This is a genomic window from Paracoccus binzhouensis (genome assembly GCF_016446475.1).
Classification (GTDB): Bacteria; Pseudomonadota; Alphaproteobacteria; order Rhodobacterales; family Rhodobacteraceae; genus Paracoccus; species Paracoccus binzhouensis.
Genome location: NZ_JAEHFP010000065.1, coordinates 1 through 25,166, shown reverse-complemented (window position 1 = coordinate 25,166; position 25,166 = coordinate 1). Strand labels below are relative to the sequence as shown.

General features: G+C 67.0%; 26 protein-coding genes. 18 read left to right on the top strand and 8 right to left on the bottom strand.

The genetic code is table 11. The features are described 5' to 3' along the window. The 6 genes from I9P22_RS14950 to sucC form a co-directional block, all read right to left on the bottom strand. Window positions 1–827: biotin/lipoyl-containing protein (locus I9P22_RS14950; RefSeq protein WP_199260299.1), on the bottom strand; the 827-nt coding region annotated here is incomplete at its 3' end. Between the two features lies 1 nt (window position 828). Then, a complete protein-coding gene (locus I9P22_RS14945; protein ID WP_199260298.1) occupies window positions 829–3,795 on the bottom strand; it encodes a 2-oxoglutarate dehydrogenase E1 component in 2,967 nt (988 codons plus the stop codon). Between the two features lie 20 nt (window positions 3,796–3,815). Then, window positions 3,816–4,985, bottom strand: coding sequence for a glycosyltransferase family 2 protein (locus I9P22_RS14940; RefSeq protein WP_199260296.1), 1,170 nt, complete (start codon window positions 4,983–4,985; stop codon window positions 3,816–3,818). 180 nt (window positions 4,986–5,165) lie between these two features. Beyond that, a complete protein-coding gene (gene sucD, locus I9P22_RS14935; RefSeq protein WP_074968625.1) occupies window positions 5,166–6,050 on the bottom strand; it encodes a succinate--CoA ligase subunit alpha in 885 nt (294 codons plus the stop codon). Window positions 6,051–6,134: 84 nt separating this feature from the next. Next, the gene (locus I9P22_RS14930; protein ID WP_199260294.1) at window positions 6,135–6,686 is read right to left on the bottom strand and encodes a hypothetical protein; all 552 of its coding nucleotides are present in this window, start codon (window positions 6,684–6,686) and stop codon (window positions 6,135–6,137) included. Further along, complete coding sequence (gene sucC, locus I9P22_RS14925; RefSeq protein WP_199260292.1) at window positions 6,686–7,879, bottom strand: ADP-forming succinate--CoA ligase subunit beta; 1,194 nt, start codon at window positions 7,877–7,879, stop codon at window positions 6,686–6,688. The genes I9P22_RS14930 and sucC overlap by 1 nt, the downstream gene beginning before the upstream one ends. A gap of 334 nt (window positions 7,880–8,213) precedes the next feature. Between sucC and I9P22_RS14920 the strand changes: the two genes are divergently transcribed. Then, window positions 8,214–10,730, top strand: coding sequence for a beta strand repeat-containing protein (locus I9P22_RS14920; RefSeq protein ID WP_199260290.1), 2,517 nt, complete (start codon window positions 8,214–8,216; stop codon window positions 10,728–10,730). 72 nt (window positions 10,731–10,802) lie between these two features. Here I9P22_RS14920 and mdh read toward each other — a convergent pair whose 3' ends face one another. Further along, complete coding sequence (gene mdh / locus I9P22_RS14915; protein WP_199260288.1) at window positions 10,803–11,765, bottom strand: malate dehydrogenase; 963 nt, start codon at window positions 11,763–11,765, stop codon at window positions 10,803–10,805. Between the two features lie 189 nt (window positions 11,766–11,954). Here mdh and I9P22_RS14910 point away from each other — a divergent pair, with 189 nt between their 5' ends. The 13 genes from I9P22_RS14910 to I9P22_RS14850 all read left to right on the top strand — a co-directional run bounded on the left by I9P22_RS14910 (window position 11,955) and on the right by I9P22_RS14850 (window position 21,193). After that, entirely contained in the window at window positions 11,955–12,689 is a 735-nt protein-coding gene (locus tag I9P22_RS14910) for a sulfite exporter TauE/SafE family protein (RefSeq protein ID WP_199260286.1), read from the top strand. Window positions 12,690–12,769: 80 nt separating this feature from the next. After that, a complete protein-coding gene (locus I9P22_RS14905; protein ID WP_199260284.1) occupies window positions 12,770–13,609 on the top strand; it encodes an HpcH/HpaI aldolase/citrate lyase family protein in 840 nt (279 codons plus the stop codon). A 45-nt stretch (window positions 13,610–13,654) separates the two neighbouring features. After that, window positions 13,655–14,197: an NnrU family protein gene (locus I9P22_RS14900; RefSeq protein ID WP_199260282.1), complete on the top strand. Its 543-nt coding sequence runs from the start codon at window positions 13,655–13,657 to the stop codon at window positions 14,195–14,197. Window position 14,198: 1 nt separating this feature from the next. Then, the gene (locus I9P22_RS14895; protein ID WP_199260280.1) at window positions 14,199–14,405 is read left to right on the top strand and encodes a DUF1737 domain-containing protein; all 207 of its coding nucleotides are present in this window, start codon (window positions 14,199–14,201) and stop codon (window positions 14,403–14,405) included. 9 nt (window positions 14,406–14,414) lie between these two features. After that, window positions 14,415–15,449: a MaoC family dehydratase gene (locus I9P22_RS14890; RefSeq protein ID WP_199260278.1), complete on the top strand. Its 1,035-nt coding sequence runs from the start codon at window positions 14,415–14,417 to the stop codon at window positions 15,447–15,449. Window positions 15,450–15,763: 314 nt separating this feature from the next. Beyond that, on the top strand, window positions 15,764–16,156 hold the full coding sequence (sdhC, locus tag I9P22_RS14885) for a succinate dehydrogenase, cytochrome b556 subunit (RefSeq protein ID WP_199260276.1): 393 nt from the start codon (window positions 15,764–15,766) through the stop codon (window positions 16,154–16,156). Window positions 16,157–16,172: 16 nt separating this feature from the next. Continuing rightward, window positions 16,173–16,562, top strand: a complete 390-nt coding sequence (sdhD, locus tag I9P22_RS14880; protein WP_019352759.1) for a succinate dehydrogenase, hydrophobic membrane anchor protein — start codon at window positions 16,173–16,175, stop codon at window positions 16,560–16,562. Between the two features lie 9 nt (window positions 16,563–16,571). Further along, complete coding sequence (gene sdhA, locus I9P22_RS14875) at window positions 16,572–18,374, top strand: succinate dehydrogenase flavoprotein subunit (RefSeq protein ID WP_199260275.1); 1,803 nt, start codon at window positions 16,572–16,574, stop codon at window positions 18,372–18,374. After that, window positions 18,374–18,724 carry a hypothetical protein gene (locus I9P22_RS14870; RefSeq protein ID WP_199260274.1) on the top strand — a complete coding sequence of 117 codons (351 nt, stop codon included), beginning with the start codon at window positions 18,374–18,376 and terminating at the stop codon, window positions 18,722–18,724. The genes sdhA and I9P22_RS14870 overlap by 1 nt, the downstream gene beginning before the upstream one ends. Next, window positions 18,724–19,038 carry a hypothetical protein gene (locus I9P22_RS14865; RefSeq protein WP_199260273.1) on the top strand — a complete coding sequence of 105 codons (315 nt, stop codon included), beginning with the start codon at window positions 18,724–18,726 and terminating at the stop codon, window positions 19,036–19,038. The genes I9P22_RS14870 and I9P22_RS14865 overlap by 1 nt, the downstream gene beginning before the upstream one ends. A 70-nt stretch (window positions 19,039–19,108) precedes the next feature. Further along, entirely contained in the window at window positions 19,109–19,891 is a 783-nt protein-coding gene (locus I9P22_RS14860) for a succinate dehydrogenase iron-sulfur subunit (RefSeq protein WP_199260272.1), read from the top strand. Between the two features lie 129 nt (window positions 19,892–20,020). Continuing rightward, window positions 20,021–20,182, top strand: coding sequence for a hypothetical protein (locus tag I9P22_RS14855; RefSeq protein WP_199260271.1), 162 nt, complete (start codon window positions 20,021–20,023; stop codon window positions 20,180–20,182). A 177-nt stretch (window positions 20,183–20,359) separates the two neighbouring features. Then, window positions 20,360–21,193: an urea carboxylase-associated family protein gene (locus I9P22_RS14850; RefSeq protein WP_199260270.1), complete on the top strand. Its 834-nt coding sequence runs from the start codon at window positions 20,360–20,362 to the stop codon at window positions 21,191–21,193. Here the strand turns inward: I9P22_RS14850 and I9P22_RS14845 are convergent. Next, window positions 21,190–21,882, bottom strand: a complete 693-nt coding sequence (locus tag I9P22_RS14845; RefSeq protein ID WP_199260269.1) for a metal-dependent hydrolase — start codon at window positions 21,880–21,882, stop codon at window positions 21,190–21,192. The genes I9P22_RS14850 and I9P22_RS14845 overlap by 4 nt on opposite strands. 144 nt (window positions 21,883–22,026) lie before the next feature. Here I9P22_RS14845 and gatC point away from each other — a divergent pair, with 144 nt between their 5' ends. From gatC to I9P22_RS14825, 4 genes are read left to right on the top strand one after another with little or no spacing between them, the layout of a single operon-like run. Further along, on the top strand, window positions 22,027–22,314 hold the full coding sequence (gatC, locus tag I9P22_RS14840) for an Asp-tRNA(Asn)/Glu-tRNA(Gln) amidotransferase subunit GatC (protein WP_199260268.1): 288 nt from the start codon (window positions 22,027–22,029) through the stop codon (window positions 22,312–22,314). Next, entirely contained in the window at window positions 22,311–23,792 is a 1,482-nt protein-coding gene (gene gatA, locus I9P22_RS14835) for an Asp-tRNA(Asn)/Glu-tRNA(Gln) amidotransferase subunit GatA (RefSeq protein ID WP_199260267.1), read from the top strand. Before gatC ends, gatA begins: the two co-directional genes overlap by 4 nt. Window positions 23,793–23,815: 23 nt before the next feature. Next, complete coding sequence (locus I9P22_RS14830; RefSeq protein WP_199260266.1) at window positions 23,816–24,376, top strand: hypothetical protein; 561 nt, start codon at window positions 23,816–23,818, stop codon at window positions 24,374–24,376. Then, window positions 24,373–25,083, top strand: coding sequence for an N-acetylmuramoyl-L-alanine amidase (locus I9P22_RS14825; protein WP_199260265.1), 711 nt, complete (start codon window positions 24,373–24,375; stop codon window positions 25,081–25,083). Before I9P22_RS14830 ends, I9P22_RS14825 begins: the two co-directional genes overlap by 4 nt. The last annotated feature ends 83 nt before the right edge of the window (window positions 25,084–25,166 follow it).

Here is a 25,166-nt window from a genome sequence, read left to right as displayed (position 1 = left end):
CGCGGTGCCTGGGCAGGGGCCGGGGTGGGCGAGGCGGCGGCGGGCGCTGCGGCCGCGCGGGCCACGTCCTCCTTCATCACCCGGCCGTCGCGGCCGGTGCCGGTGACGGCATCGCGGGAAATCCCGGCCTCGGCCATGGCCTTCTTGGCCGCGGGCGCGTCCTCGACATCCTTGCGCTCTTTCGGCGTCTCCGGGCCGGCGCCGGGCGATTCCACGGCGGCCGCGGCAGCGGCCGGGGCGTCGGCCTTGGGCGCCGCGGCGGCACCGGCGGCGCCTTCGGTGATGATGGCCAGCCGGGCGCTGGCATCGACCGTCGCGCCTTCGGGCGCAAGGATCTCGGCCAGCACGCCGGCGGCGGGGGCTGGAACCTCGACCGAGACCTTGTCGGTTTCCAGCTCGCACAGCATCTCGTCCTGGGCGACGGCATCGCCGACCTTCTTGAACCAGGTGGCGACCGTGGCTTCGGTCACGCTTTCGCCCAGGGTGGGCACCATCACGTCGACGGGTTTTCCGCTCATCTTCTTCTGTCCTTCCTGGGCTTTCGTGCCCGCATCTGCCTTGGGCAACATTTCCTCGGGGCCCGCATCGCCCTCTTCCATGATCTGCGCGAGCAGCGCATTGGGCGCGACCACCGCGCCCTCGGGGGCGACGATCTCGGCCAGCTTGCCGGCGACGGGCGAGGGCACCTCGACCGTCACCTTGTCGGTTTCCAGCTCGCACAGCATTTCATCCACCGCGACGCGGTCGCCCGGCTTCTTGAACCAGGTGGCCACGGTCGCCTCGGATACCGATTCCCCCAGCGTGGGGACGCGCAGTTCCACGGCCATCTCAGGCACCGATCGTGATGGCTTCGGTCACCAGCGCCTCCTGCTCGGCCTTGTGGCGCGAGGCGAGGCCGGTCGCCGGCGAGGCGGCGGCGGTGCGGCCGACATAGCGGGCGCGGCCGTGCCTGGCACCGATGCGCGACAGCACCCATTCGATGTTCGGCTCGACGAAGGTCCAGCCGCCCATGTTCTTGGGCTCCTCCTGGCACCAGACGATCTCGGCATCCTTGAAGCGCTCCAGTTCCTTCGACATCGCCTGGGCGGGGAAGGGGTAGAACTGTTCCAGGCGCATCAGGTAGACATCGTCGGCCCCGGCCGCGTCGCGGGCCTGCAGCAGGTCGTAATAGACCTTGCCCGAGCAGATCACCACGCGGCGGATCTCATTGTCGGGCTTCAGCGCCAGCTGCGAACTGCCGCGTTCGGCATCGTCCCACAGCACGCGGTGGAAGCTCGAGCCGGTGGTGAAGTCCTCGGCCGTCGAGATCGCCAGCGGATGGCGCAGCAGCGATTTCGGCGTCATCAGGATCAGCGGCTTGCGGAACGGCCGCTTCAGCTGCCGGCGCAGGATGTGGAAATAGTTCGCCGGCGTGGTGCAGTTCGCCACGATCCAGTTGTCCTCGGCGCACATCTGCAGCCAGCGCTCCAGCCGGGCCGAGCTGTGCTCGGGGCCCTGGCCTTCATAGCCATGCGGCATCAGCACCACCAGGCCCGACATGCGCAGCCATTTCTTCTCGCCCGAGTTGATGAACTGGTCGAACATGATCTGCGCGCCGTTGGCGAAGTCGCCGAACTGGGCTTCCCACAGGGTCAGGGTGTTGGGCTCGGCCAGCGAATAGCCGTATTCGAAGCCGAGCACCGCATATTCCGACAGCATCGAGTCGGTCACCTCGTAGCGCGCCTGCCCGCCGCGGATGTGGTTCAGCGGGTAGAAGCGTTCCTCGGTGGCCTGGTCGATGAAGGCGGAATGGCGCTGCGAGAAGGTGCCGCGGGTCGAATCCTGGCCCGACAGCCGCACCGGATGGCCTTCCAGCAGCAGCGAGCCGAAGGCCAGCGCCTCGCCGGTCGCCCAGTCGAAGCCCTTGCCGGTCTCGAACATCTGCTTCTTCGAATCCAGCAGCCGGCCGACGGTGCGGTGCAGGTCGAAACCCTCCGGCACCCGGGTCAGGGCGGTGCCGATCTCGGCCAGGGTCTCGGGGGCGATGCCGGTCTGGCCGGGGGCGTATTCCTCGGATTCCGCGGCCAGGCCCGACCACTTGCCGTCCAGCCAGTCGGCCTTGTTCGGCTTGAAGTTCTTGCCGACCTCGAATTCCTCGTTCAGATGCGCCTGGAAGGCGGCCTTCATCTCCTCGATCTCGCCCTCGGGCACGAGGCCGTCGGCGACCAGCCGGTCGGTGTAGAGCTGCAGCGTGGTCTTGTGGCCCTTGATCGCCTTGTACATCGCCGGGTTGGTGAACATGGGCTCGTCGCCCTCGTTGTGACCGAAGCGGCGATAGCAGAAGATGTCGATGACCACGTCCTTGTGGAACTTCTGCCGGAACTCGGTCGCGACGCGGGCGGCATGCACCACCGCCTCGGGGTCGTCGCCGTTGACGTGGAAGATCGGCGCCTCGACCATCAGCGCGATGTCGGTCGGATAGGGCGAGGTGCGGCTGAAATGCGGCGCGGTGGTGAAGCCGATCTGGTTGTTCACCACGATATGGATGCAGCCGCCGGTGCGGTGGCCCTTGATGCCGGAAAGCTGGAAGCATTCCGCGACGATGCCCTGGCCGGCAAAGGCCGCGTCGCCATGCAGCAGGATCGGCAGCACCGCGGTGCGATGCGTCTGGTCGGAAAGCTGGTCCTGCTTGGCGCGGACCTTGCCCAGCACCACCGGGTTCACCGCTTCCAGGTGGCTGGGGTTCGCGGTCAGCGACAGATGCACGGTATTGTCGTCGAAGGTGCGGTCCGAGCTGGCGCCAAGGTGGTATTTCACGTCGCCCGAGCCGTCCACGTCCTCGGGCTTGTAGCTGCCGCCCTGGAACTCGTGGAAGATGGCGCGATAGGGCTTGTTCAGCACGTTGGCCAGAACCGACAGCCGGCCGCGGTGCGGCATGCCGATCACCACGTCCTTGACGCCAAGCGCGCCGCCGCGCTTGATGATCTGCTCCATGGCCGGGATCAGCGCCTCGCCGCCGTCAAGGCCGAAGCGCTTGGTGCCCATGTACTTGACATGCAGGAACTTCTCGAAGCCCTCGGCCTCGACCAGCTTGTTCAGGATGGCGCGGCGGCCTTCTCGGGTGAAGGCGATCTCCTTGCCGTAACCCTCGATCCGCTCCTTCAGCCAGGCGGCCTGCTCGGGGTCCGAGATGTGCATGAACTGCAGCGCGAAGGTGCCGCAATAGGTGCGCTTCATCAGGTCGACGATCTGGCGGATCGTGGCGATCTGCAGGCCCAGGACGTTGTCGATGAAGATCGGCCGGTCCAGGTCGGCCTCGGTGAAGCCGTAGGTCTCGGGCTTCAGCTCGCCATGGTCGGGGACGTCGCGCATCCCCAGCGGGTCCAGGTCGGCATGCAGGTGGCCGCGGATGCGGAAGGCGCGGATCAGCATGATGGCGCGGATGCTGTCCAGCACCGCGCGCTTGAGCTGCTCGTCGGTCAGGCTGACGCCCTTTTCGCCGGCCTTGGCGGCGATCTTGTCCAGCGCCGCCTTGGCCTCGGCCTTGGGCAGCATCGGCCATTCGCCGGTCAGCGCCGCGGTGTTGTCGTCCGAGGGGACCGGCGGCCAGTCGGCCCGGCGCCAGCTGGCACCCTTGGCCTCGCGCGTGACCACCGCCTCTTCGTCGCCGAGGCTGCGGAAGAAGGCGTCCCAGGCCTGATCGACCGCCGCCGGGTCCTGGGCCCATTGGCCGTAGAGCTGCTCGACATAGGCGGCGTTATGGCCTTGCAGGAAACTTGAATCGTGGAAGGCCGCGTTGGGGGATTGATCGTTCATTGGATTGCCTCCGGGAAATTCTATCCGTTCACGCCATGATCAGGGGCGGTCGCATGGTTGTGGCCAGGGCCGCGCGGCGCGCCGGCCATGAGCCGTGTCTGTTGGTGCTGATACCATTCGGGCAGGCTGGCGCGCGGCTGGAGCAGCAGGGCGGGCAGGTGGCGCCCCGCCAGCAGGGCGCCGCGAAACTGCGGCAGGCGCCAGCGCCCGCCGGAAATGTCCTTGGGCAGCTCGGCCAGCGTCATGCGCAGATACCACAGCACATAGCGGGTGACGTCGCGGCCCTGCCGCTCGGACCGGCGGCGGACGAAATAGGCGATGTTGAGCAGCGCCAGCGCCGTGTTCACCCGGCGCTGGCCGCGGCCGGCGGCGGCTTCCAGGTGCAGGATCGCCGCATCGGCGGCCAGGGCCAGGACCCCGTGGCGGCCGAAGCGATAGCTGGCGTCCAGGTCCTCGGCGATGGCGCTGCCGACCAGCCCCTCGTCGAAGGGCTCGCGCAGGGCGATGGCGCGGCGGACGGTCAGGGCGAAGCCGACGATGAAATCCACCTCGACCAGGTCCGCCGGCAGGGTCCGGTCGCCGCGATAGCGTCGCTCGGGCCGGTCATAGCCCAGGAAGCGCTGGTCGGCGGGGATCATCAGCAGGTGGCGAAGCACAAGGTCGATGCCGCGCTGCAGCGCCGCCGGCCGGCCCGAGACCAGCGCCCCGGCCCGGTTGATCTGCTTGAGCGCGCCGCCGCCCGCCGGATCCTGCTCCGCGGGGGTGTTGCAGGCCGAGATGGCGACGATGCGGCCCTGCGGATCGGCACGGTAATGCCCCATGATCCGCCCGGCGCAGCCGGGATGCAGCAGCGCGTCGTCGTCGATGAGAAACAGGATGTCGGCCTGCGCCATGGCGACGGCCTGGTTGCGCTGGACGGTCAGCGAGCGGCGCTGCGCCGGCGCATAGCGCAGCGGGCAGCCGCCCGCCTCGGCGATCACCGCCTCGACCCCGGCGCGGTTCGCCTGCCAGTCGGTGCTGGCATCGACGATGACGATCTCGGCCGGCGGCATGTCCGAGGCCAGGGCGTGGCGGACGCAGCGGCGCAGGATGTCGCCGCGATTGTAGGTGGCGACGCAAAGCGCCCAGTCCCGGGCCTGGGTGTGAGCCAGGGACGCATCGGTCGCGGGCGCGGCGGGACGGGCGTTCATCGCGACCCTCGCGGTGGCTGACCGGCAGGTCGCCCGCGGCCAGGACAAGGCACTGCCCCGGCGGGTCTGGCGACGATCTGGCGACGGCGGACGTCCAATCTGGCACCTGCTGGTAAGGTCTGGCGCGGCCCCCTGAAGGTAGGCAGGGGCCGCGCCTAAGTCAAAAAGCTTGCAAGGACGTCACCGGCCGAGCGCTTTCAGCACCGCCTCGCCCAGGCCCGCCGGGCTGTCGGCGACGACGATCCCGGCCGATTTCATCGCCTCGATCTTCGATTCCGCGTCGCCCTTGCCGCCCGAGACGATGGCGCCGGCATGACCCATGCGGCGGCCCTTCGGCGCGGTGCGGCCGGCGATGAAGCCGGCGGTCGGCTTCCACTTGCCCTTGCGCTTCTGCTCGGCCAGGAACTCGGCGGCCTCCTCCTCGGCCGAGCCGCCGATCTCGCCGATCATGATGATCGACTCGGTCTCGGGGTCGTCCAGGAACATGCGCAGCACGTCGATATGCTCCATGCCCTTGATCGGGTCGCCGCCGATGCCGACGGCCGAGGACTGGCCCAGGCCCACGTCCGAAGTCTGCTTCACCGCCTCATAGGTCAGCGTGCCGGAACGCGACACGACGCCGACCGAGCCGCGCTTGAAGATGCTGCCCGGCATGATGCCGATCTTGCATTCGTCGGGCGTCATGATGCCGGGGCAGTTCGGTCCGATCAGCAGCGATTTCGAGCCTTGCAGCGCGCGCTTGACCTTCATCATGTCGAGCACCGGAATGCCCTCGGTGATGGCGACGATCAGCGGGATCTCGGCGTCGATGGCTTCCAGGATCGAATCGGCCGCGAAGGGCGGCGGGACATAGATCGCGGTCGCATTGGCGCCGGTCTTGGCCACGGCCTCGTGGACGCTGTTGAACACGGGCAGGCCCAGGTGTTCGCTGCCGCCCTTGCCGGGCGTCACGCCGCCGACCATCTTGGTGCCGTAGGCGATCGCCTGTTCGGTGTGGAACGTGCCTTGCGAGCCGGTGATGCCCTGGCAGATGACTTTGGTGTCTTTGTTGACGAGAACGGCCATGGTGGCTTCCTCCAGTTATGATGTTGCGGATGTCCGGTTGCGGCTTTGCTGCTTTTCCTGCGCAGGCAGGCAGAAGCGGATCGGCTACCGGGCCTCCGTTGCCTTATTCAGGCGATATATTTCGATGTCGGTGAAACCGGTGTAGGGGGGAGTGCTGCCCGAGAGCATCAGCTGAACGTCACCCTTGGCGTAGACAGTGCCGGTTTCCTGCCTGGGAATCTGCTTGAACCCATCTGCCAGAAGCGCACCCGTCACGGCCGAAAAGCTGGAATAGCCCGAGACCCGATTGACCTGAATCGTGCAAGGGCTTTTCACGGAACGGTCGTTGACCCGGACCTCCTTGAAAAACTCAAGCATTTTGGCCTTCGGGGCGGATTTGGCATAGGCCACGCCGCTGCCGACGCGGATGGCGGTATAGCCTTGCCCACGCAGTGCCTGCAGAGATGCCGGCCCGGAGATTTCGCTGGCAATGCACGCCCTGGTCGCGACCTGCAGCTCCTCGGTCATGTCGAACTGAGCTTTCCGCTCGGCCGGCACGACAGAGGGCAGTGATTTCGTGTCGCCCGGCAGCCCCTCGGGCTGGGTGCAGCCCGAAAGGATCGCCAGACAGAACGCTGCGGCCGCGAGCCCGCGCATCAGCCCTTCACCGCCTTGACGATCTTCTGTGCCGCATCCGACAGGTCGTCCGCCGGGATCACGTTCAGCCCCGAGTCGCGGATGATCTGCTTGCCCAGCTCGACATTGGTGCCTTCCAGCCGCACGACCAGCGGAACCTGCAGCCCGACTTCCTTCACCGCGGCGATGATGCCTTCCGCGATGATGTCGCAGCGCATGATGCCGCCGAAGATGTTGACCAGGATGCCCTTCACGTTCGGGTCCGAGGTGATGATCTTGAACGCCTCGGTGACCTTTTCCTTGGTGGCGCCGCCGCCGACGTCAAGGAAGTTCGCGGGCTCTGCGCCGAACAGCTTGATGATGTCCATGGTCGCCATGGCCAGGCCCGCGCCGTTCACCATGCAGCCGATCTCGCCGTCCAGCGCGATGTAGTTCAGGTCGAATTTCGAGGCCGCCAGTTCCTTCGGGTCTTCCTCGGTCTCGTCGCGCAGCGCCAGCACGTCGGGCTGGCGATAAAGGGCGTTGTTGTCGAAGCCCATCTTCGCGTCGAGGCATTTGAGGTTGCCGTCCTTCATCACGATCAGCGGGTTGATCTCCAGCATCTCCATGTCCTTCTCGATGAACATGCGATACAGGTTCTTGACCAGCTGGACGCATTGCTTGACCTGCGGGCCCTTCAGTCCCAGGGCGAAGGCCACGCGGCGGCCGTGGAAATCCGACAGGCCCGAGGCCGGATCGACGCTGAAGCTGACGATCTTCTCCGGGGTCGAGGCAGCGACCTCCTCGATGTCCATGCCGCCCTCGGTCGAGGCGACGAAGCTGATGCGCGAGGTGCCGCGGTCGACCAGCAGCGCCAGGTAAAGCTCGCGCTCGATGTCGCTGCCGTCCTCGATATAGATGCGGTTGACCTGCTTGCCGGTCTCGCCCGTCTGGTGGGTGACCAGGGTGCGGCCCAGCATCTGCCGGGTCAGCTCCTCGGCCTCGGCGACGGATTTCGCCAGCCGCACGCCGCCCTTCTCGCCGGCTTCCTTCTCCTTGAAGTGACCCTTGCCACGGCCGCCGGCATGGATCTGCGCCTTGACGACCCAAAGCGGCCCGTCGAGTTCCCCCGCCGCCGTCTTGGCCTCGTCGGCCTTCATCACCACCCGCCCGTCAGAGACCGGCGCGCCGTATTGGCGCAGCAGCGCCTTGGCCTGGTATTCATGGATGTTCATGGTGCTTCCCCGCAGTTATCGGTTGGCGGGCTTGTGCCATATCCGCCCCTGGCTCTAAAGCACTATGCGCGGCGGATTGCGTAAAATTGCGCGGTTTTGCGATTTTGTGATCACAGCCCTTGATGCTGCGATCACAAAACCCCTGGGGAAGGCCACCAACAGCGACAGCGACCCTCGGCAGGTTGCCAAGCAGGCGCGCGCCAAGCGATTCCCGTGGCTTGCGCCAAAGCCTGCCGAAACCCGGCCTGGACAGGGCATTTTCCTTTGACAAAGGGGGCGGGATGGGCGGTATTTCCTGCACTATTCCTTTTTTTGATTGAACGAGAGACTTGTCATGGCGACCATTAACGGAACTGACGGCTCGGATACCCTTGTGGGTACTGGCGATGCCGATGTCATCAACGCGCTCGGCGGCAATGACTCCCTCACCGGCGGCGGCGGCAACGACACGATGCGCGGCGGCTCGGGCGACGACACCTTCTATATCGGCGGCACCGAATTCGGTCGCGACGTCTTTGACGGCGGCGACGGTGCCGACCGCATCCGGCTGAGCGGCGATGTCACCGTCTCCAGTCTGCTCTTGAACAGCAGCTACCTGACCAGCACCGAGACGCTGGACTTCTCGATCTACGATATCCGCGGCACCGGCGGGAACGATGTCTTCGACATCAGCGGCGTCACCTATACGGTGAGCTATGACTGGATCTATCTCTATGACGGCAACGACAGCTTCGTCGGCTATGCCGGCAGCGACGAGGTTGATGGCGGCTCGGGTGCGGATACGCTGAATGGCGGCGCCGGCAGCGACTACCTGACCGGCGGCGGCGGCAATGACCGGCTGATCGGTGGATCGGGCGACGATACCTTCTATATCGGCGGCACCGATTTCGGGCACGATGTCTATGACGGCGGCGAAGGCGCGGACCGCATCCGGCTGACCGGGGATGTGACCGTGGCCAGCCTGCAGTTGACCAGTGCCAACGTGATCAGCACCGAGACGCTGGATTTCTCGATCTACGACATCCAGGGCACCGGCGGAAACGATGTCTTCAACATCAGCGGCATCACCTATACCGTCAGCTATGACTGGATCTATCTGTCGGACGGCAACGACAGCTTCGTCGGCTATGCCGGCAGCGACGAGGTCGATGGCGGTTCGGGTGCGGATACGCTGAATGGCGGCGCCGGCAGCGACTACCTGACCGGCGGCGGCGGCAATGACCGGCTGATCGGTGGATCGGGCGACGATACTTTCTATATCGGCGGCACCGATTTCGGGCACGATGTCTATGACGGCGGCGAAGGCGCGGACCGGATCCGGATGACCGGCGATATCACCGTCTCGCGTCTGCAATTGACCAGTGCCAATGTGATCGGCACCGAGACGCTGGATTTCGCGATCTACGACATCCAGGGCACCGGCGGCAACGACGTCTTCAACATCAGCGGCATCACCTACACGGTGAGCTATGACTGGATCTATCTGCACGACGGCAACGACAGCTTCGTCGGCTATTCCGGCAGCGACGAGGTCGATGGCGGCGCCGGTGCGGATACGCTGAACGGCGGTGCTGGCAATGACTACCTGACCGGCGGAACCGGCAATGACCGGCTGATCGGCGGCACCGGCGACGACATCTTCTATATCAGCGGCACCGATTTCGGGCAGGACGTCTATGATGGCGGCGCCGGCGCCGACCGGATCCGGCTGACCGGGGACGTGACCGTGGCCCGGCTGGCCCTGACCGCGGCCAACGTGATCGGCACCGAGACGCTGGACTTCTCGATCTACGACATCGCGGGCACCGGCGGAAACGACGTGTTCAACATCAGCGGCATCCGCCAGACCGTCAGCTATGACACGATCTATCTGCAGGACGGCAACGACATCTTCGTCGGCTATGCCGGCAGCGATTATGTCGATGCCGGGGCCGGCAGTGACACGCTGTTCGGCGAGGCCGGCAATGACGAACTGGACGGTGGCGCCGGCATCGACCTGGTCGGCTATGGCGCGGCCCGCGGCGGCGTGCGGGTGAACCTGTCGCTGACCTCGGCCCAGGTCATCGGCGGCGGGCAGGGCACCGACACCCTGGCCAATATCGAGAACGTCAACGGCTCGCGCTTCGCCGATGCGATCACCGGCAGTGCCGCGGCTAACGTGCTGAACGGCGCTGCCGGTAACGACGTGCTCGCCGGGCTCCTCGGGCACGACCGGCTGTCCGGCGGAATCGGCAACGACCTGCTGAACGGCGGGACCGGCAATGACCGGCTGGACGGTGGTGCCGGCTACGATACCGCCGGCTACGGCAATGCCACAGGCGGCGTTCGCGTCGACCTGCGGCTGACCACGGCGCAGGCGATCGGCGGCGGCCAGGGCAGCGACCTGCTGCTGGGGATCGAGGCGCTGAACGGCTCGAATTACGGCGACCGGTTGATCGGCAATGGCCTGAACAACCGGCTGAACGGCGGTAATGGCCATGACCGGCTGGACGGCCTGGTGGGCAACGATCTGCTGCAGGGCGGGGCTGGCAGCGACACGCTTTTCGGCGGTGTCGGCAATGACGTGGTGACCGGCGGTGCCGGCAATGATTTCATGGCCGGCGGCCTCGGGGCGGATGCCTTCGTCTTCGCGGTCGGCAACGGCGCCGACCGGATCACCGACTGGCAGGACGGGCTGGACCGGATCCGCATCGTCTCGGGCAACTGGCAGGGCCAGCGCTACGACAGCTTCGACGATCTGGACATCAGCCAGTCGGGCGGCAATGCCGTGGTCCGCTTCGGCGGCACTTCGATCACCCTGAACGGGGTGCAGGCGGGGGAACTGAACGCCTCGGACTTCGTCTTCGTCTGAGGCCGTCAGGGCAAGAAAGAACCCCGCGGGCGCGACCCGCGGGGTTTTCCGTTCCGGTGACGTCAGTATGGCTCAGGCCAGGCTGGCGTCGATGCCCTTGCAGGCGGCGACCAGGCCCTTCACCGCGTCGACCGACTTGTCGAACATGGCCTGCTCGTCCTTGTTCAGGGCGATGTCGATGACCTTCTCGATGCCCTTGGCGCCGATCACGGTCGGCACCCCGACATAAAGCCCGTTCAGCCCATAGGCGCCGTCCACATAGGCCGCGCAGGGCAGCACACGCTTCTGGTCCTTGAGATAGGCTTCCGCCATCTCGATGGCCGAGGTGGCGGGGGCATAGAAGGCCGAGCCGGTCTTCAGCAGGCCGACGATCTCGGCGCCGCCGTCGCGGGTGCGCTGCACGATGGCGTCCAGCTTCTCCTGCGTGGTCCAGCCCATCTTGACCAGGTCGGGCAGCGGGATGCCGGCGACGGTCGAATAGCGGGCCAGCGGCACCATGGTGTCGCCATGGCCGCCCAGCACGAAAGCGGTCACGTCGCGCATCGAGACGCCGAATTCCAGCGACAGGAAGTGGCGGAAGCGCGCCGAATCGAGCACGCCGGCCATGCCGACGACCTTCTCATGCGGCAGGCCCGAGAACTGGCGCAGCGCCCAGACCATCGCGTCCAGCGGGTTGGTGATGCAGATCACGAAGGCGTTCGGGGCGTGCTGCCTGATGCCTTCGCCCACGGATTTCATCACCTTGAGGTTGATGCCCAGCAGGTCGTCGCGGCTCATGCCCGGCTTGCGCGGCACCCCGGCGGTGACGATGCAGACATCGGCGCCCGCGATGTCGGCATAGTCGTTGGTGCCTTTCAGCACGGCGTCGAAGCCCTCGGACGGGCCCGATTCCGCAATGTCCAGCGCCTTGCCCTGAGGGGTGCCCTCGGCGATGTCGAACAGGACGACGTCGCCCAGTTCCTTCATCGCGGCCAGATGCGCCAGCGTGCCGCCGATCTGCCCCGCGCCGATGAGTGCGATCTTGGGTCGGGCCATGGTAACCTCCGATTTCCATGATGGTTCGGGCGGTGGCCTAGTCCCTTGGGATGGGAATCGCAAGCCTTGCCTGCGGGGCAGGGGACGAAATCGGCCGATGTCAAGCGCTAACAGGCCGGTCCCCTCCTGCGTTGCAGAGCCGCCCGCCCTGGCTTACTGCTGGCGCGCAAAGCCGGAAGGAGCGCGCGCATGGACATGCTGGGCTGGGTGCTGGCGGTGATCGCCGCCTTTTCCATCGGGCTGGCCAAGGGAGGGCTGTCCATGGTCGGCACCATCTCGGTGCCGCTGCTGGCGCTGGTCATGTCGCCGGTGCAGGCGGCCGGCATCCTGCTGCCGGTCTATATCGTCTCGGATATCGGCGGGCTCATCGCCTTCCGGCGCGATTTCGACGCCCGGGTGCTGCGGACCGTGGTGCCGGGGGCGATCACCGGCATCGGGCTGGGCTGGGCCACCGCGCATCATGTCAACGATGCGCAGGTCGGGCTGGTCGTCGGGGTGATCGGCCTGGCCTTCGCGCTGAACGCCTTGCTGCGGGCGCCGGTTGATGGCCGGCCGCGGCTGCCGCGCTGGGGGGCGGGCAGCCTTTGGGGCGTGGTCTCGGGCTATACCAGCTTCGTGTCGCATTCCGGGGCGGCGCCCTATCAGGTCTATGCCCAGCCGCTACGCATGTCGCCGATGACCTATGCCGGGACCACCACCATCTTCTTCGCCATCTGCAATGCGGTGAAGCTGATTCCCTATGCCATGCTGGGCCAGCTTTCGGCGCATAACCTGGCGGTGGCCGCGGCGCTGATGCTGCCCGGCGTGCTGGGGGTGCTGGCCGGGCTTTGGCTGGTCAGGCGCATGTCGCCGCGCATCTTCTACACCTTCATCACCTGGGCGCTGATGCTGGTTTCGGCCAAGCTGATCTGGGACGGGATCTGATGCCGCAGCGCGGCAAATGAGTGCTTGCGATTCGGATCGTTTCCGGGCAGTTTCGCGCAAGATTATTACGCGAGGCCCCGATGACCCGTCCCTACCGCTCCGTCCTCTACATTCCGGCCGCCAATCCGCGGGCCATGGAAAAGGCCCAGACGCTGGCGGCCGATGCGATCATCTTCGATCTCGAGGATGCGGTGGCGCCCTCGGAAAAGCCCGCAGCGCGTGAGCTGCTGGCCCGCGCGCTGCAGGCCGATTACGGCGGCCGGGCGCGAATCGTGCGCATCAACGGGCTGGACACCGAATGGGGCGAGGGCGATGCCCGCGCCTTTGCCACCGGCGCCGATGCGGTGCTGGTGCCCAAGGTCAGCCGCCCTGCCGATCTGGACCGGGTGGCGGCGCTGGTGCCCGACACGCCGCTCTGGGCGATGATGGAGACGGCGGCCGGGATGCTCAACGCTGCCGAGATCGCCGCGCATCCGCGCCTGCAGGGCATGGTCATGGGCACCAACGACCTGGCCAAGGAACTGAACAGCCGCTTCCGCGCCGACCGGCTGCCGATGATGGCCGGGCTGGGCCTGTGCCTGCTGGCGGCGCGGGCGCATGGCCGGGTGATCGTCGACGGCGTCTTCAACGCCTTCAAGGACGAGGATGGCCTGCGCGCCGAATGCGAGCAGGGCCGCGACATGGGTTTCGACGGCAAGACCTTGATCCACCCGGCGCAGCTGGCCATCGCCAACGAGGTTTTCGCGCCCTCGGCCTCGGAGGTCGAGCTGGCCCGCCGCCAGATCGAGGCCTTCGACGAGGCCAGCGCCCAGGGCAGGGGCGTCGCGGTGGTGGATGGCAGGATCGTCGAGAACCTGCATGTCGAGACGGCGCGGGCCACATTGGCCAAGGCGGCGGCGATTGCCGAGCTGGCGGGGTGATGGCAAAGTAAGGGCCATTAACATCCAGCGGAAAGGAATAGCCAGATGTTGATCCTGATCCTTGGCCTTGCCCTGTGGTGGGGGGCGCATCTGCTCAAGCGCCTTGCGCCGCAAGCCCGGGCCCGTCTGGGCCGTGGCGGTGTCGCCGGGCTGCTGCTTCTGTCGGTGGTGCTGATGGTGGTCGGCTATCGCATGACCGACGGGCCCTATTGGTGGGGCGCCTCGGCGCCGCTCAAGGGCGTCAACAACCTGCTGGTGCTGGCGGCCTTCTACCTGTTCGCCGCCGACGGCATGAAGACCCGCATCACCCGCCACCTGCGCCATCCCCAGCTGACCGGCTTCGCGCTTTGGGCCTTTGCGCATCTGCTGCCGAACGGCGATCTGCCCAGCTTCGTGCTGTTCGGTGGGCTGCTGCTCTGGGCGCTGGTCGAGATGGCGGTCATCAACCGCGCCGAGCCGCGCTGGACCCCGCCCGCCGGCCCGTTCCCGGCCCGCAAGGAGGCGATGGCGGCGGTCGGCGCCATTATCGTCATGCTGGTCGTGGGGCTGATCCACGCCTGGCTGGGCTATAACCCGTTTGGAGGCTGACATGCCGAAGATCTATCGCCTGCTGACCGAGGACGACACCTCGGCCTTCTGCCACAAGGTCAGCGAGGCGCTGTCGAAAGGCTGGGAACTGCATGGCGCCCCGGCCTATGCCTTCGACGCGGCGCGCGGCGTGATGCGCTGCGCCCAGGCCGTCACCAAGCAGATCGAGGCCGATTACCACCCCGAGATGAAACTGGGCCAACAGTAAGGGACCATGATGAGCAAGACCAATCCGGGCCGCTTCTTCGAGGATTACCGCGTCGGCCAGGTGATCCGCCACGCCGTCCCCCGCACCGTGGCCGAGGGCGAGCGCGCGCTTTACCATGCGCTCTATCCGGCGCGGCATGCGCTTTATTCCTCGGACGAATTCGCGGCGGCCTCGGGACTGGAGGGCAGCCCGATGGACGACCTGATCGCCTTTCACGTCGTTTTCGGCAAGACGGTCCCGGATATCAGCCTGAACGCCATCGCCAACCTGGGCTATGCCGAGGGCCGCTGGCTGAAGCCGGTCTGGCCCGGCGATACGCTGCGCTCGGAATCCGAGGTGATCGGGCTGCGCGAGAACTCCAACGGCAAGTCCGGCGTGGTCTGGGTGCGCACGCGCGGGCTGAACCAGCTTGACGAGGTGGTGTTGGAATATGTGCGCTGGGTCATGGTGCGCAAGCGCGACGCCTCGGCCCCGGCGCCCGAGCCGGTGGTGCCGGAGCTGGCGAAGGCGGTGGCGCCCGGCGATCTGGTGGTGCCCGAGGGGATGGATTTCGCCCAATACGATTTCGACCTGGCGGGCGAGCCGCATCGCTGGGGCGACTACCAGATCGGCGAGGTGATCGACCATGTCGACGGCGTCACCGTCGAGGAGGCCGAGCACATGCTGGCCACCCGGCTGTGGCAGAACACCGCCAAGGTGCATTTCGACGTGACGGCGCGCGAGGACGGCCGGCGGCTGATCTATGGCGGCCATGTCATCAGCATGGCCCGCGCCCTCAGCTTCAATGGGCTGGCCAATGCGCAGATGATCGTGGCGCTGAACGGCGGGGCGCATGCCAATCCCTGCTTCGCCGGCGACACCATCCGCGCCTGGTCCGAGGTGCTGGACAAGGCCGACACCCATGCGCCGGGCATCGGCGCGATCCGGCTGCGGCTGGTCGCCCACAAGGGCGCGGCCGGTGATCACGCCCTGAAGACCGGCGAGGGCAAATACGTCCCGCAGGTGCTGCTGGATCTGGATTACTGGGCCTTGATGCCGAAATGAGCGGGCCGCGCACCCCATCCCGGCGGCGGGCGAATCGGCGTTCTGGCCGGGCGGAACATGACAGAAATCCTCGGTTACCCGGGCAAATCGCCCGAGTCCGCCCTGATACCGCCATCATTTCCGCTGGCAGCAGGACATGCGTGATCACAGCCGGCGTTTGCGTGATCACAAAACCGGAAAATCTGCGGCATATCCGGCTTCGGTCTGGCTTCCGCCCGTGACAGATGCAACAAGACGGCTAAAAGCAAACCCAATTTCGGCCAGCCCTCGCCGCCAGCCGTAGCGTGCGGGGCCTGAACGCAGGAGAGCGCATCATGGCTGACGTCAACCGGGGCAACCGGCCACTGTCACCGCATCTGCAGGTCTATCGCCTGCCCCTTGCCGCCATCACCTCGATCATGACCCGCATCACCGGACACGCCCTGGTCGCCGGGATCGTGCTGATCGCCTGGTGGCTGGTTGCCGCCGTGACCTCGCCCGGCGCCTTCGCCTGCGCCGACTGGGTGGTGCGGTCCTGGCTGGGCTTCATCATCCTGACCGGCTCGATGTGGGCGCTGTGGTATCACCTGCTGGCCGGGCTGCGCCACCTGTTCTACGACGCCGGCTACGGGCTCGAGATCCGGCAGGCCGAGCGGTCCAGCCAGGCGCTGATCGCCGGTTCGGTCCTGCTGGCCGTGCTGACGCTGATCATCTTCTTCGCGTTCTGAGGAAAGGGCAGGGATCATGCGTTACATCACCCCCCGCAAAGCCGCCGAAGGCCTGGGCTCGGCCCATGAAGGCACCCAGCACCATTGGGCCATGACCGTCAGCGCCGTGGCGCTGACCGTGCTGACGCCGCTGTTCATGATCGTCGTGGCCCGTGCCATCGGCTTGCCGCACGAGCAGTTCCTGGCCTATTTCGGCCGGCCCTTCCCGGCGCTCATCACCGCGCTGTTCGTGATCGTGGGCATGGTCCACTTCATCAAGGGCACGCGGATCATGATCGACGACTATTTCCAGGGTGGCACGCGCAAGGCGGCCATCATCTTCTCCGTCATCTTCGGCTGGGCGGTGATCGCCGCCGCCGTCTATGCGCTGGCCCGGATGGGTCTTGGCGCGATCGTCGTCGTCTGAGGTTCCGCCATGGCTGCATACAAATACGAAACGCACGAATATGATGTCGTGGTCGTCGGAGCCGGCGGCGCGGGCCTGCGCGCGACGCTGGGCATGGCCGAACAGGGGCTGCGCACCGCCTGCGTGACCAAGGTTTTCCCGACCCGCTCGCATACCGTCGCGGCGCAGGGCGGCATCGCCGCCTCGCTGTCGAATATGGGCCCGGACAACTGGCAGTGGCACATGTATGACACCGTCAAGGGCTCTGACTGGCTGGGCGATACCGACGCCATGGAATACCTGGCCCGCGAGGCCCCGAAGGCCGTCTACGAGCTGGAGCATTACGGCGTGCCCTTCTCGCGCACCGAAGAGGGCAAGATCTACCAGCGCCCCTTCGGCGGCCACACGACCGAATTCGGCGAGGGCCCGCCGGTGCAGCGCACCTGCGCCGCCGCCGACCGCACCGGCCACGCCATCCTGCACACGCTTTATGGCCAGTCGCTGAAGGAAAAGGCCGAGTTCTTCATCGAATATTTCGCGCTCGATCTCATCATCACCGACGGCGCCTGCACCGGCGTGGTGTGCTGGAAGCTCGACGACGGCACCATCCATGTCTTCAACGCCAAGATGGTGGTGCTGGCGACCGGCGGCTATGGCCGGGCCTATTTCAGCGCGACCAGCGCCCATACCTGCACCGGCGACGGCGGCGGCATGGTGGCGCGCGCGGGCCTGCCGCTTCAGGACATGGAATTCGTGCAGTTCCATCCGACCGGCATCTACGGCTCGGGCTGCCTGATTACCGAGGGCGCGCGCGGCGAGGGGGGCTACCTGACCAACTCGGAAGGCGAGCGGTTCATGGAACGCTATGCCCCGACCTACAAGGACCTGGCGTCTCGCGACGTGGTCAGCCGCTGCATCACCATCGAGATCCGCGAGGGCCGCGGCGTCGGTCCGCAAAAGGATCACATGTATCTGAACCTGATGCACCTGCCGCCGGAAAGCCTGGCCGAACGGCTGCCGGGCATCTCGGAATCGGCCAAGATCTTCGCCGGCGTCGATGTCACGCGCGAGCCGATCCCGATCCTGCCGACCGTGCATTACAACATGGGTGGCATCCCCACCAACTATTGGGGCGAGGTGCTGAACCCGACCGAGGAGAACCCCGATGCGGTCTTCCCGGGCCTGATGGCGGTGGGCGAGGCCGGCTGCGCCTCGGTCCATGGCGCGAACCGACTGGGCTCGAACTCGCTGATCGATCTGGTGGTCTTCGGCCGCGCCGCGGCGATCCGCGCCGGCCAGGTGATCGACCGCAAGGCGGCGATTCCCTCGACCAACAAGGAACAGGTGGACAAGGCGCTGGACCGCTTCGACCGTATCCGTAACGCCAACGGCTCGGTGCCGACGGCCGAGCTGCGGCTGGAGATGCAGCGCACCATGCAGGCCGATGCGGCGGTGTTCCGCACCGACAAGACCCTGGCCGAGGGCGTCGAGAAGATGACGCGCATCGCCGCCAAGATGGACGATCTCAAGGTCACCGACCGCAGCCTGATCTGGAACAGCGACCTGATGGAATCGCTGGAACTGACCAACCTGATGCCCAACGCGCTGGCCACCATCGTCGGCGCCGAGGCGCGCAAGGAAAGCCGCGGCGCCCATGCCCATGAGGACTGGCCCGAGCGGGATGATGCCAACTGGCGCAAGCACTCGCTTGCCTGGGTCGAAGGCAACGATGTTAAACTGGCCTATCGGCCCGTGCACCTCGAGCCTCTGACCACGCAAGAGGAAGGCGGGATCGACCTGAAAAAGATCGCACCCAAAGCGAGGGTTTATTGATGCGTCTTCCCCTGATCCTGACCGCCGCCGCGCTGGCCCTTTCGGGCTGCGTGGTCCAGAATCCCGGCATGGCACCCGCTCCGGGGCCGGTTCCCCCGGTCGCCGCGCCGGCGCCCGATGCGGCGATCCGCTCCTCGGCGCGGGTGATCGTGAACCGCGAGATGGCCCGGCGCCTGCCCGGCGCCAATGTCGCGCCCTATACCGATTGCGTGATGCAGAACGCGACCACGGCCGAGCTGGCCGGCATCGCCGACAGCACCAATGCCAGCGGCGCGGTCGCGGCCATCGTCGGCCGGCCGGCGACCTCGCAATGCATCGCCGGCGCCGCCGCGGCTGCCAAGCGGGCGTGATGCGGGGGGCGCGGCGCGTTCTGATCGCCCTGGTCCCGGCGCTGCTGGGCCTGGCCGGCTGCGCGCCGTTGCCCGTCGACCAGGCCGAGCGCCTCTGCCGCGACAGCGCGCGCGATGCGCTCGGACCCCGGACCCGGGCCGGCTTCGGCATCGGCTCGGACGGCGTGCGGGGTGGCTTCATCGAGGTCGGCCTCTCGTCCGACTATGTCATGGGCCGCGATCCGTCGCAGGTCTTCCAGGAATGCGTGCAGCGCCGCTCGGGCCAGATGCCGACCCGGCCGCTTTACGAACAACCGGGCTGGGGGGCGCGCTGACGCCCCCGGTCCAAGCCCACCGCATGACGGCCCGCCGCAAGGCGGCGCTCTGACCACCAGGAGTAACCCAATGGTCCAACTCACCCTTCCCAAGAACAGCCGCATGCGGGTCGGCAAGACCTGGCCGAAACCCGAGGGCGCCAAGAACGTCCGTCGGTTCAACATCTATCGCTGGGATCCGGATGCCGGGGAAAACCCGCGCATCGACACCTATTTCATCGACCTGGACAAATGCGGGCCGATGGTTCTGGACGCGCTGATCAAGATCAAGAACGAGATCGACCCGACCCTGACCTTTCGCAGGTCGTGCCGCGAGGGGATCTGCGGCTCCTGCGCGATGAACATCGGCGGCGGCAACCACCTCGCCTGCATCTTCGGCATCGACGAGGTCAAGGGCAAGGACGTGAACATCTATCCGCTGCCGCACATGCCGGTGGTCAAGGACCTGGTTCCCGACCTGACGCATTTCTACGCCCAGCACGCCTCGGTCCAGCCCTATCTGATCACCGAGACCCCGACCCCCGACAAGGAATGGCGCCAGTCGATCGAGGACCGCAAGAAGCTGGACGGGCTCTATGAATGCGTGATGTGCGCCAGCTGCTCGACCGCCTGCCCGAGCTACTGGTGGAACGGCGACCGCTACCTGGGTCCGGCGGCGCTGCTGCATGCCTATCGCTGGATCATCGATTCGCGCGACGAGGCCACGGGCGAGCGTCTGGACGCGCTCGAGGATCCGTTCAAGCTCTATCGCTGCCACACGATCATGAACTGCACCAATACCTGCCCCAAGGGGCTGAATCCGGCCAAGGCCATCGCCTCGATCAAGCACATGATGGTGGACCGGATCGTCTGATCTGCAGGGCGGTCATGGCCGCTATGCCGTGCCATGCCGGGTTACGCCGCGTCGCAGAACTGGATTTTTCTGCGCTGCGGCGTTATCTTGACGGACGGGGAGAGCACAATTCGACCCGGAGATTCCAAGATGAAATCCCAAGCCGAAACCCGGAAACCGACCGCCAGCCTGGCCGTGCTGAAACCGGCCAGGGCCGAGAACCGCGCCGCCCTGGCGGTGCTGGAGCAGATGTATGGCTATTTCAGCTTCGATCCGCTGCCGCTGGAAGCCGACATCCGCCAGGCTGCCTGAACGCGGCCCTTTGCCTGCCATTGCGGGCCTTCCGGCGCGGCTTCACGGCCGCGCTTTCGTCTTTGGGTATTTGGACAACAAAGAAGCATGCGCCGCCCCGCCGGCTTTTCTGTCGTCCCGATACCCATATGGCAGCACGCGCTTGCGCTGCGGGGGACGCGCGCATAGCATCCGCGCATGATCCGAACCATTCCCGAAGACGCCGCCGAGCGCCGGGCCGTCCGCCCGGTCATCTGCTATCCGAACCACACGCTTCCCGATCCCGACCTGGCCGGGTTGCAGGCCATCCGTCTGACGGCGCGCAAATCCGGCGAATGCCTGGTGCCGCCGCGCGAGGCGCGCTGCTTCCACGTCCCGGCCGGGCATTTCTTCCGCATCACCAGCGTCGAGGGGCCGCAGGTTGGCGACCTCAACCTGTGGTCCGCAGCCGATCCGCGCGAGCGCTTCTATTCCGGCAAGACCCGGGCGCTGCACGGCACGCATCTGACCCGCGGCGCCCGCATGTGGTCCAGCTTTCCGCATCTGCGCCCGATGGCCACGGTGACCGAGGACACGCTGGAATGGTATGGCATCGACGAATTTGGCGGCTCGGTCCATGACGTGATCGGCACGCGCTGCGATCCCTATACCCATCGCCTGCTGAACGGGCAGGACTATCACCATTGCTGCCATTCGAACCTGGTCAACGCGCTGATGGCCGAGCTTGGCCTTGCCCGCGAGGAAGCCGAGCCGCTGGTGCATGACGTGCTGAACGTCTTCATGTGCACCGGCTTCACTCGCGACACTGGGCAGTATTTCATGAAGGCCAGCCCGGTGCGGCCCGGCGACCATATCGAGTTCTTCGCCGAGATCGACCTGATCGGCGGGCTGTCCGCCTGTCCGGGCGGCGATTGCGGCAGCGAGCATTCCAGCGACGCCGCCGCCTGCCATCCGCTTCTGGTCGAGATCTTCGCGCCGGCCCGGCCCGCGGCGCGCGCCCAGCCCGGACCCAGCGCCTATCGCTGGCCCTAAAGCGTGATCGGCCGCATCACCTCGGGCTCGATCACCTGAACGCCGGGCAGGCCGGCCTTCAGCGGTTCGGCATCCTGCGCCAGCAGCGGGAAGGTCTTGTAATGGCAGGGGATCACGGTCTTGAAGTCGAAATATTTCCGCGCCGCCCAGGCCGCCCGCTCCATGTCCATGGTGAAATGCCCGCCGGCGCAGAGGATGCCGATATCGGGCTGGTGGTATTCGCCCATCCAGGCCATGTCGGCCATGATGTCGGTATCGCCCGAGACATAGATCACATGGCCTTCGCCGGCGATCATGTAGCCGGATTCGTGGCCGGCATAGACCGGCCCCTCGTTGCCGTCGAAGGACGAGGAATGGCTGGCATTGACCATCGTCACCTTGGCGCCACCCAGATCGACGGTGCCGCCCTTGTTGAAGCCCACGCCCTCGATGTCCTGATGCGTCTGCCAGGTGTTGATCAGGTCGTAGATGCCGACCACCGGGATCTTCAGCTCGCGCGCGATGGACAGGGTGTCGCCGGTATGGTCGCCATGGCCATGGGTCAGCAGGACATGGGTGGCGCCCCGGATCGCCTCGTCGCGGCTCTGCTCGGGGAACATCGGGTTGCCCGACAGCCAGGGGTCGATCAGGATCACCGCCTGTTCGATTTCCAGCCGGAAGCCGGAATGGCCAAGCCAGGTCAGTTTCATCGGAGGGCTCCTTGTGCTTGCGTGGCCGCATCCTGCCAAGCTGGCGGGCGGCCGTAAAGTTTTGCCGTAAAGTTCCGCCCGCGCGGGCGCTTGCCCCGCCCCGGCCGCCCCGGTAAAACCCGGCGCAAGCGAAAGGAGCCACCCATGGCGATCACCGAGGACGAAGCCCGCAAGGTCGCGCATCTGGCGCGGATTGCGGTCAAGGACGCCGACCTGCCCGCGCTGGCGCAGGAGCTGAACGGCATCCTGCATTTCATGGAGCAGCTGAACGAGGTCGATGTCGAGGGCGTCGAGCCGATGACCGGCGTCGAGCCGATGCGCCTGAAACGGCGCCAGGACATCGTCACCGATGGCGAGATGCAGGAGCTGATCCTGAAGAACGCGCCCGATGCGCGCGAGGGCTTCTTTGCCGTGCCGAAGGTGGTGGAATGAGCGATCTGAACAGACTGACCATCGCCGCGGCCCGCGACGGGCTGCGCAAAGGCGATTTCACCAGCCTTGAGCTGACCGAGGCCTGCCTTTCGGCCATCGAGGGTGCCGGGGCGCTGAACGCCTTTGTCCACAACACCCCAGAGCGCGCGCGGCAGATGGCTGCCGCCGCCGATAGCCGCATCGCGGGGGGCGAGGCGCCCGCCATGTGCGGCATCCCGCTGGGCATCAAGGACCTGTTCTGCACCAAGGACGTGCTTTCCCAGGCGGCCAGCCGGATCCTGGACGGATTCCTGCCGCAATATGAATCGACGGTGACGCAGAACCTGTGGGATGCCGGCGCGGTCATGCTGGGCAAGCTCAGCATGGACGAATTCGCCATGGGCTCCTCGAACGAAAGCGCCTGCTATGGCCCGGCGGTCAACCCGTGGAAGGTGGACGACCGGCAGCTGACGCCGGGCGGCTCCTCGGGCGGTTCGGCGGCGGCGGTGGCGGCGGACCTGTGCCTGGCCGCGACCGGCACCGATACCGGCGGCTCGATCCGCCAGCCGGCCGCCTTCACCGGTACGGTGGGGCTGAAGCCGACCTATGGCCGCGTCAGCCGCTGGGGGGTGATTGCCTTTGCCAGCTCGCTGGACCAGGCCGGGCCGATGACGAAATCGGTGCGCGATGCGGCGATCATGCTGGGCGCCATGGCCTCGGTCGATCCCAGGGATTCGACCAGCGCCGAGCGCGCGGTTCCGGATTACGAGGTGGCGCTGACCGGCGATATCCGCGGCAAGCGGATCGGCATCCCGCGCGAATACCGCATGGAGGGCATGTCCGAGGAAATCGACGCGCTCTGGCACCAGGCGGCCGAGATGCTGCGCGATGCAGGGGCGGAAGTTGTAGACATCAGTCTGCCGCATACAAAATATGCGCTTCCGGCCTATTACGTTATCGCCCCGGCCGAGGCGTCCTCGAACCTGGCGCGCTATGACGGGGTGCGCTATGGCCGCCGCGCGAAGCTGGGTGCCGGCGACGGCGTGGTCGAGATGTATGAGAAGACCCGCGCCGAAGGTTTCGGCCCCGAGGTGCAGCGTCGGGTGATGATCGGCACCTATGTGCTGTCGGCGGGCTTCTACGACGCCTATTACAACCGCGCTCGCAAGGTGCGCGCGCTGATCAAGCGCGATTTCGACCAGGCCTATGCCGAGGGCATCGACGCGATCCTGACCCCGGCCACCCCCAGCGCCGCCTTCGGCCTGGGCGAGATGGCGGGCAAGGACCCGGTCGAGATGTATCTCAACGACGTCTTCACCGTGACGGTGAATCTGGCCGGGTTGCCGGGCATCTCGGTGCCTGTGGGGCTGGACAGGCAGGGCCTGCCGCTGGGCATGCAGCTGATCGGCCGGCCCTGGGACGAGGGCAACCTGTTGAACCTTGCGCAGGCCCTCGAATCTGCGGCAGGCTTCACGGCGAAACCCTCGCGCTGGTGGTGACCGGCTTCAAACGGGAGAGACCGATGCGGAACCTGGCGATCCTGGGACTTGCCCCGCTGCTGGCGCTGACCGCCTGCGGCGAGAATACGGGCTGGAACCCGAATTACAGCGCCATGCACAATGGCTCGCGCTATGCCGAATACCTGCAGGCGCGCGAGGTGGCGCTGCATGGCAAGGGTCCGGTGCCGACGCCGATCCCGGTGCAGCTGCCGGTGCAGGCGCCGACCGCCACCGACATCGCCGGGGCGCCGGCGAAACCGGCGGGAACGACGACGGTACGCGCCAGTGCGGTTCCGGCCAATGCGCAGGTCGCCACAACCGGCCCTTATCCCGGCTCGACCCCGGTCCTGGTGCGCTATGCGCATCAGGAAGCGCAGGCGCCGGGCACGCGGAAATATCAGCGCAGCGGTGGCTCCGAATCGGTGGCGGCGCGGGCCTGCCGCGGCTATGCCAGCGCCGATGCGGCGCAGACCGCCTTCATCGCGGCGGGCGGGCCGGTGATCGACCCGCGCGGCCTGGATCCGGACGGCGACGGCTTTGTCTGCGGCTGGGAACCGCGTCCCTTCCGCCAGCCGCGGCTTTGAGCCCTTCGCCCAATCACGGCGACCGGCGCGGGCAGGTCCCGTCGCTGGTGGTGATCCATTACACCGGCATGGCGGATGCCGCCTCGGCCCGCGCCCGGCTTTGCGACCCCGAGGCCGAGGTCAGCGCGCATTGGCTTATCCATGAGGACGGCCGGACCGAGCCGCTGGTCCCCGAGGACCGCCGCGCCTGGCATGCCGGCGCCGGGTCCTGGCAAGGGCGCGAGGACGTCAATTCCCGCAGCATCGGCATCGAGCTGGCCAATCCCGGCGACCGGCCCTTTCCCGAGCCGCAGATGGCGGCGCTGGAGGTGCTGCTGCGCGGTATCATGGCGCGCTGGTCGATCGGCCCCGCGGGCGTGATCGCGCATTCCGACATGGCGCCGGGGCGCAAGAGCGATCCCGGCCCGCGCTTCGACTGGCGGCGGCTGGCCTTGCAGGGACTGGCGCTCTGGCCGGACGCCGCGGGCGAGGACCGGCCGCTGGCTGCAAGCCTGGCCCGCATCGGCTATCCAGAAGACCCGGCACGTCTCGCTGCCTTCCGCCTGCGCTTCCGCCCTTGGGCCCAGGGCCCCGAGGATGAAACCGACCGTCGCCTGGCTGCGGCGCTGGCCGATCATCTGCTTCTTCGTTGCCGAAATACCCCGCAGGGGGAGGCCGCCGCGCCAGCGGCGGACGGGGGACGCGCAGTCCCCCCGCAACGACTCTAGGTTGTGTTGACAAAAAGGATTCCCCTGCGCGCCTGGCTGTGATTCAAGATCATCTCTACGTGGGAGGTGACCTTGGCACGCAA

Coding starts and splice junctions, on each gene's coding strand:
- I9P22_RS14945 (WP_199260298.1), bottom strand. CDS start 3,795: ATGAACGATCAATCCCCCAACGCGGCCTTCCACGATTCAAGTTTCCTG.
- I9P22_RS14940 (WP_199260296.1), bottom strand. CDS start 4,985: ATGAACGCCCGTCCCGCCGCGCCCGCGACCGATGCGTCCCTGGCTCAC.
- sucD (WP_074968625.1), bottom strand. CDS start 6,050: ATGGCCGTTCTCGTCAACAAAGACACCAAAGTCATCTGCCAGGGCATC.
- I9P22_RS14930 (WP_199260294.1), bottom strand. CDS start 6,686: ATGCGCGGGCTCGCGGCCGCAGCGTTCTGTCTGGCGATCCTTTCGGGC.
- sucC (WP_199260292.1), bottom strand. CDS start 7,879: ATGAACATCCATGAATACCAGGCCAAGGCGCTGCTGCGCCAATACGGC.
- I9P22_RS14920 (WP_199260290.1), top strand. CDS start 8,214: ATGGCGACCATTAACGGAACTGACGGCTCGGATACCCTTGTGGGTACT.
- mdh (WP_199260288.1), bottom strand. CDS start 11,765: ATGGCCCGACCCAAGATCGCACTCATCGGCGCGGGGCAGATCGGCGGC.
- I9P22_RS14910 (WP_199260286.1), top strand. CDS start 11,955: ATGGACATGCTGGGCTGGGTGCTGGCGGTGATCGCCGCCTTTTCCATC.
- I9P22_RS14905 (WP_199260284.1), top strand. CDS start 12,770: ATGACCCGTCCCTACCGCTCCGTCCTCTACATTCCGGCCGCCAATCCG.
- I9P22_RS14900 (WP_199260282.1), top strand. CDS start 13,655: ATGTTGATCCTGATCCTTGGCCTTGCCCTGTGGTGGGGGGCGCATCTG.
- I9P22_RS14895 (WP_199260280.1), top strand. CDS start 14,199: ATGCCGAAGATCTATCGCCTGCTGACCGAGGACGACACCTCGGCCTTC.
- I9P22_RS14890 (WP_199260278.1), top strand. CDS start 14,415: ATGAGCAAGACCAATCCGGGCCGCTTCTTCGAGGATTACCGCGTCGGC.
- sdhC (WP_199260276.1), top strand. CDS start 15,764: ATGGCTGACGTCAACCGGGGCAACCGGCCACTGTCACCGCATCTGCAG.
- sdhD (WP_019352759.1), top strand. CDS start 16,173: ATGCGTTACATCACCCCCCGCAAAGCCGCCGAAGGCCTGGGCTCGGCC.
- sdhA (WP_199260275.1), top strand. CDS start 16,572: ATGGCTGCATACAAATACGAAACGCACGAATATGATGTCGTGGTCGTC.
- I9P22_RS14870 (WP_199260274.1), top strand. CDS start 18,374: ATGCGTCTTCCCCTGATCCTGACCGCCGCCGCGCTGGCCCTTTCGGGC.
- I9P22_RS14865 (WP_199260273.1), top strand. CDS start 18,724: ATGCGGGGGGCGCGGCGCGTTCTGATCGCCCTGGTCCCGGCGCTGCTG.
- I9P22_RS14860 (WP_199260272.1), top strand. CDS start 19,109: ATGGTCCAACTCACCCTTCCCAAGAACAGCCGCATGCGGGTCGGCAAG.
- I9P22_RS14855 (WP_199260271.1), top strand. CDS start 20,021: ATGAAATCCCAAGCCGAAACCCGGAAACCGACCGCCAGCCTGGCCGTG.
- I9P22_RS14850 (WP_199260270.1), top strand. CDS start 20,360: ATGATCCGAACCATTCCCGAAGACGCCGCCGAGCGCCGGGCCGTCCGC.
- I9P22_RS14845 (WP_199260269.1), bottom strand. CDS start 21,882: ATGAAACTGACCTGGCTTGGCCATTCCGGCTTCCGGCTGGAAATCGAA.
- gatC (WP_199260268.1), top strand. CDS start 22,027: ATGGCGATCACCGAGGACGAAGCCCGCAAGGTCGCGCATCTGGCGCGG.
- gatA (WP_199260267.1), top strand. CDS start 22,311: ATGAGCGATCTGAACAGACTGACCATCGCCGCGGCCCGCGACGGGCTG.
- I9P22_RS14830 (WP_199260266.1), top strand. CDS start 23,816: ATGCGGAACCTGGCGATCCTGGGACTTGCCCCGCTGCTGGCGCTGACC.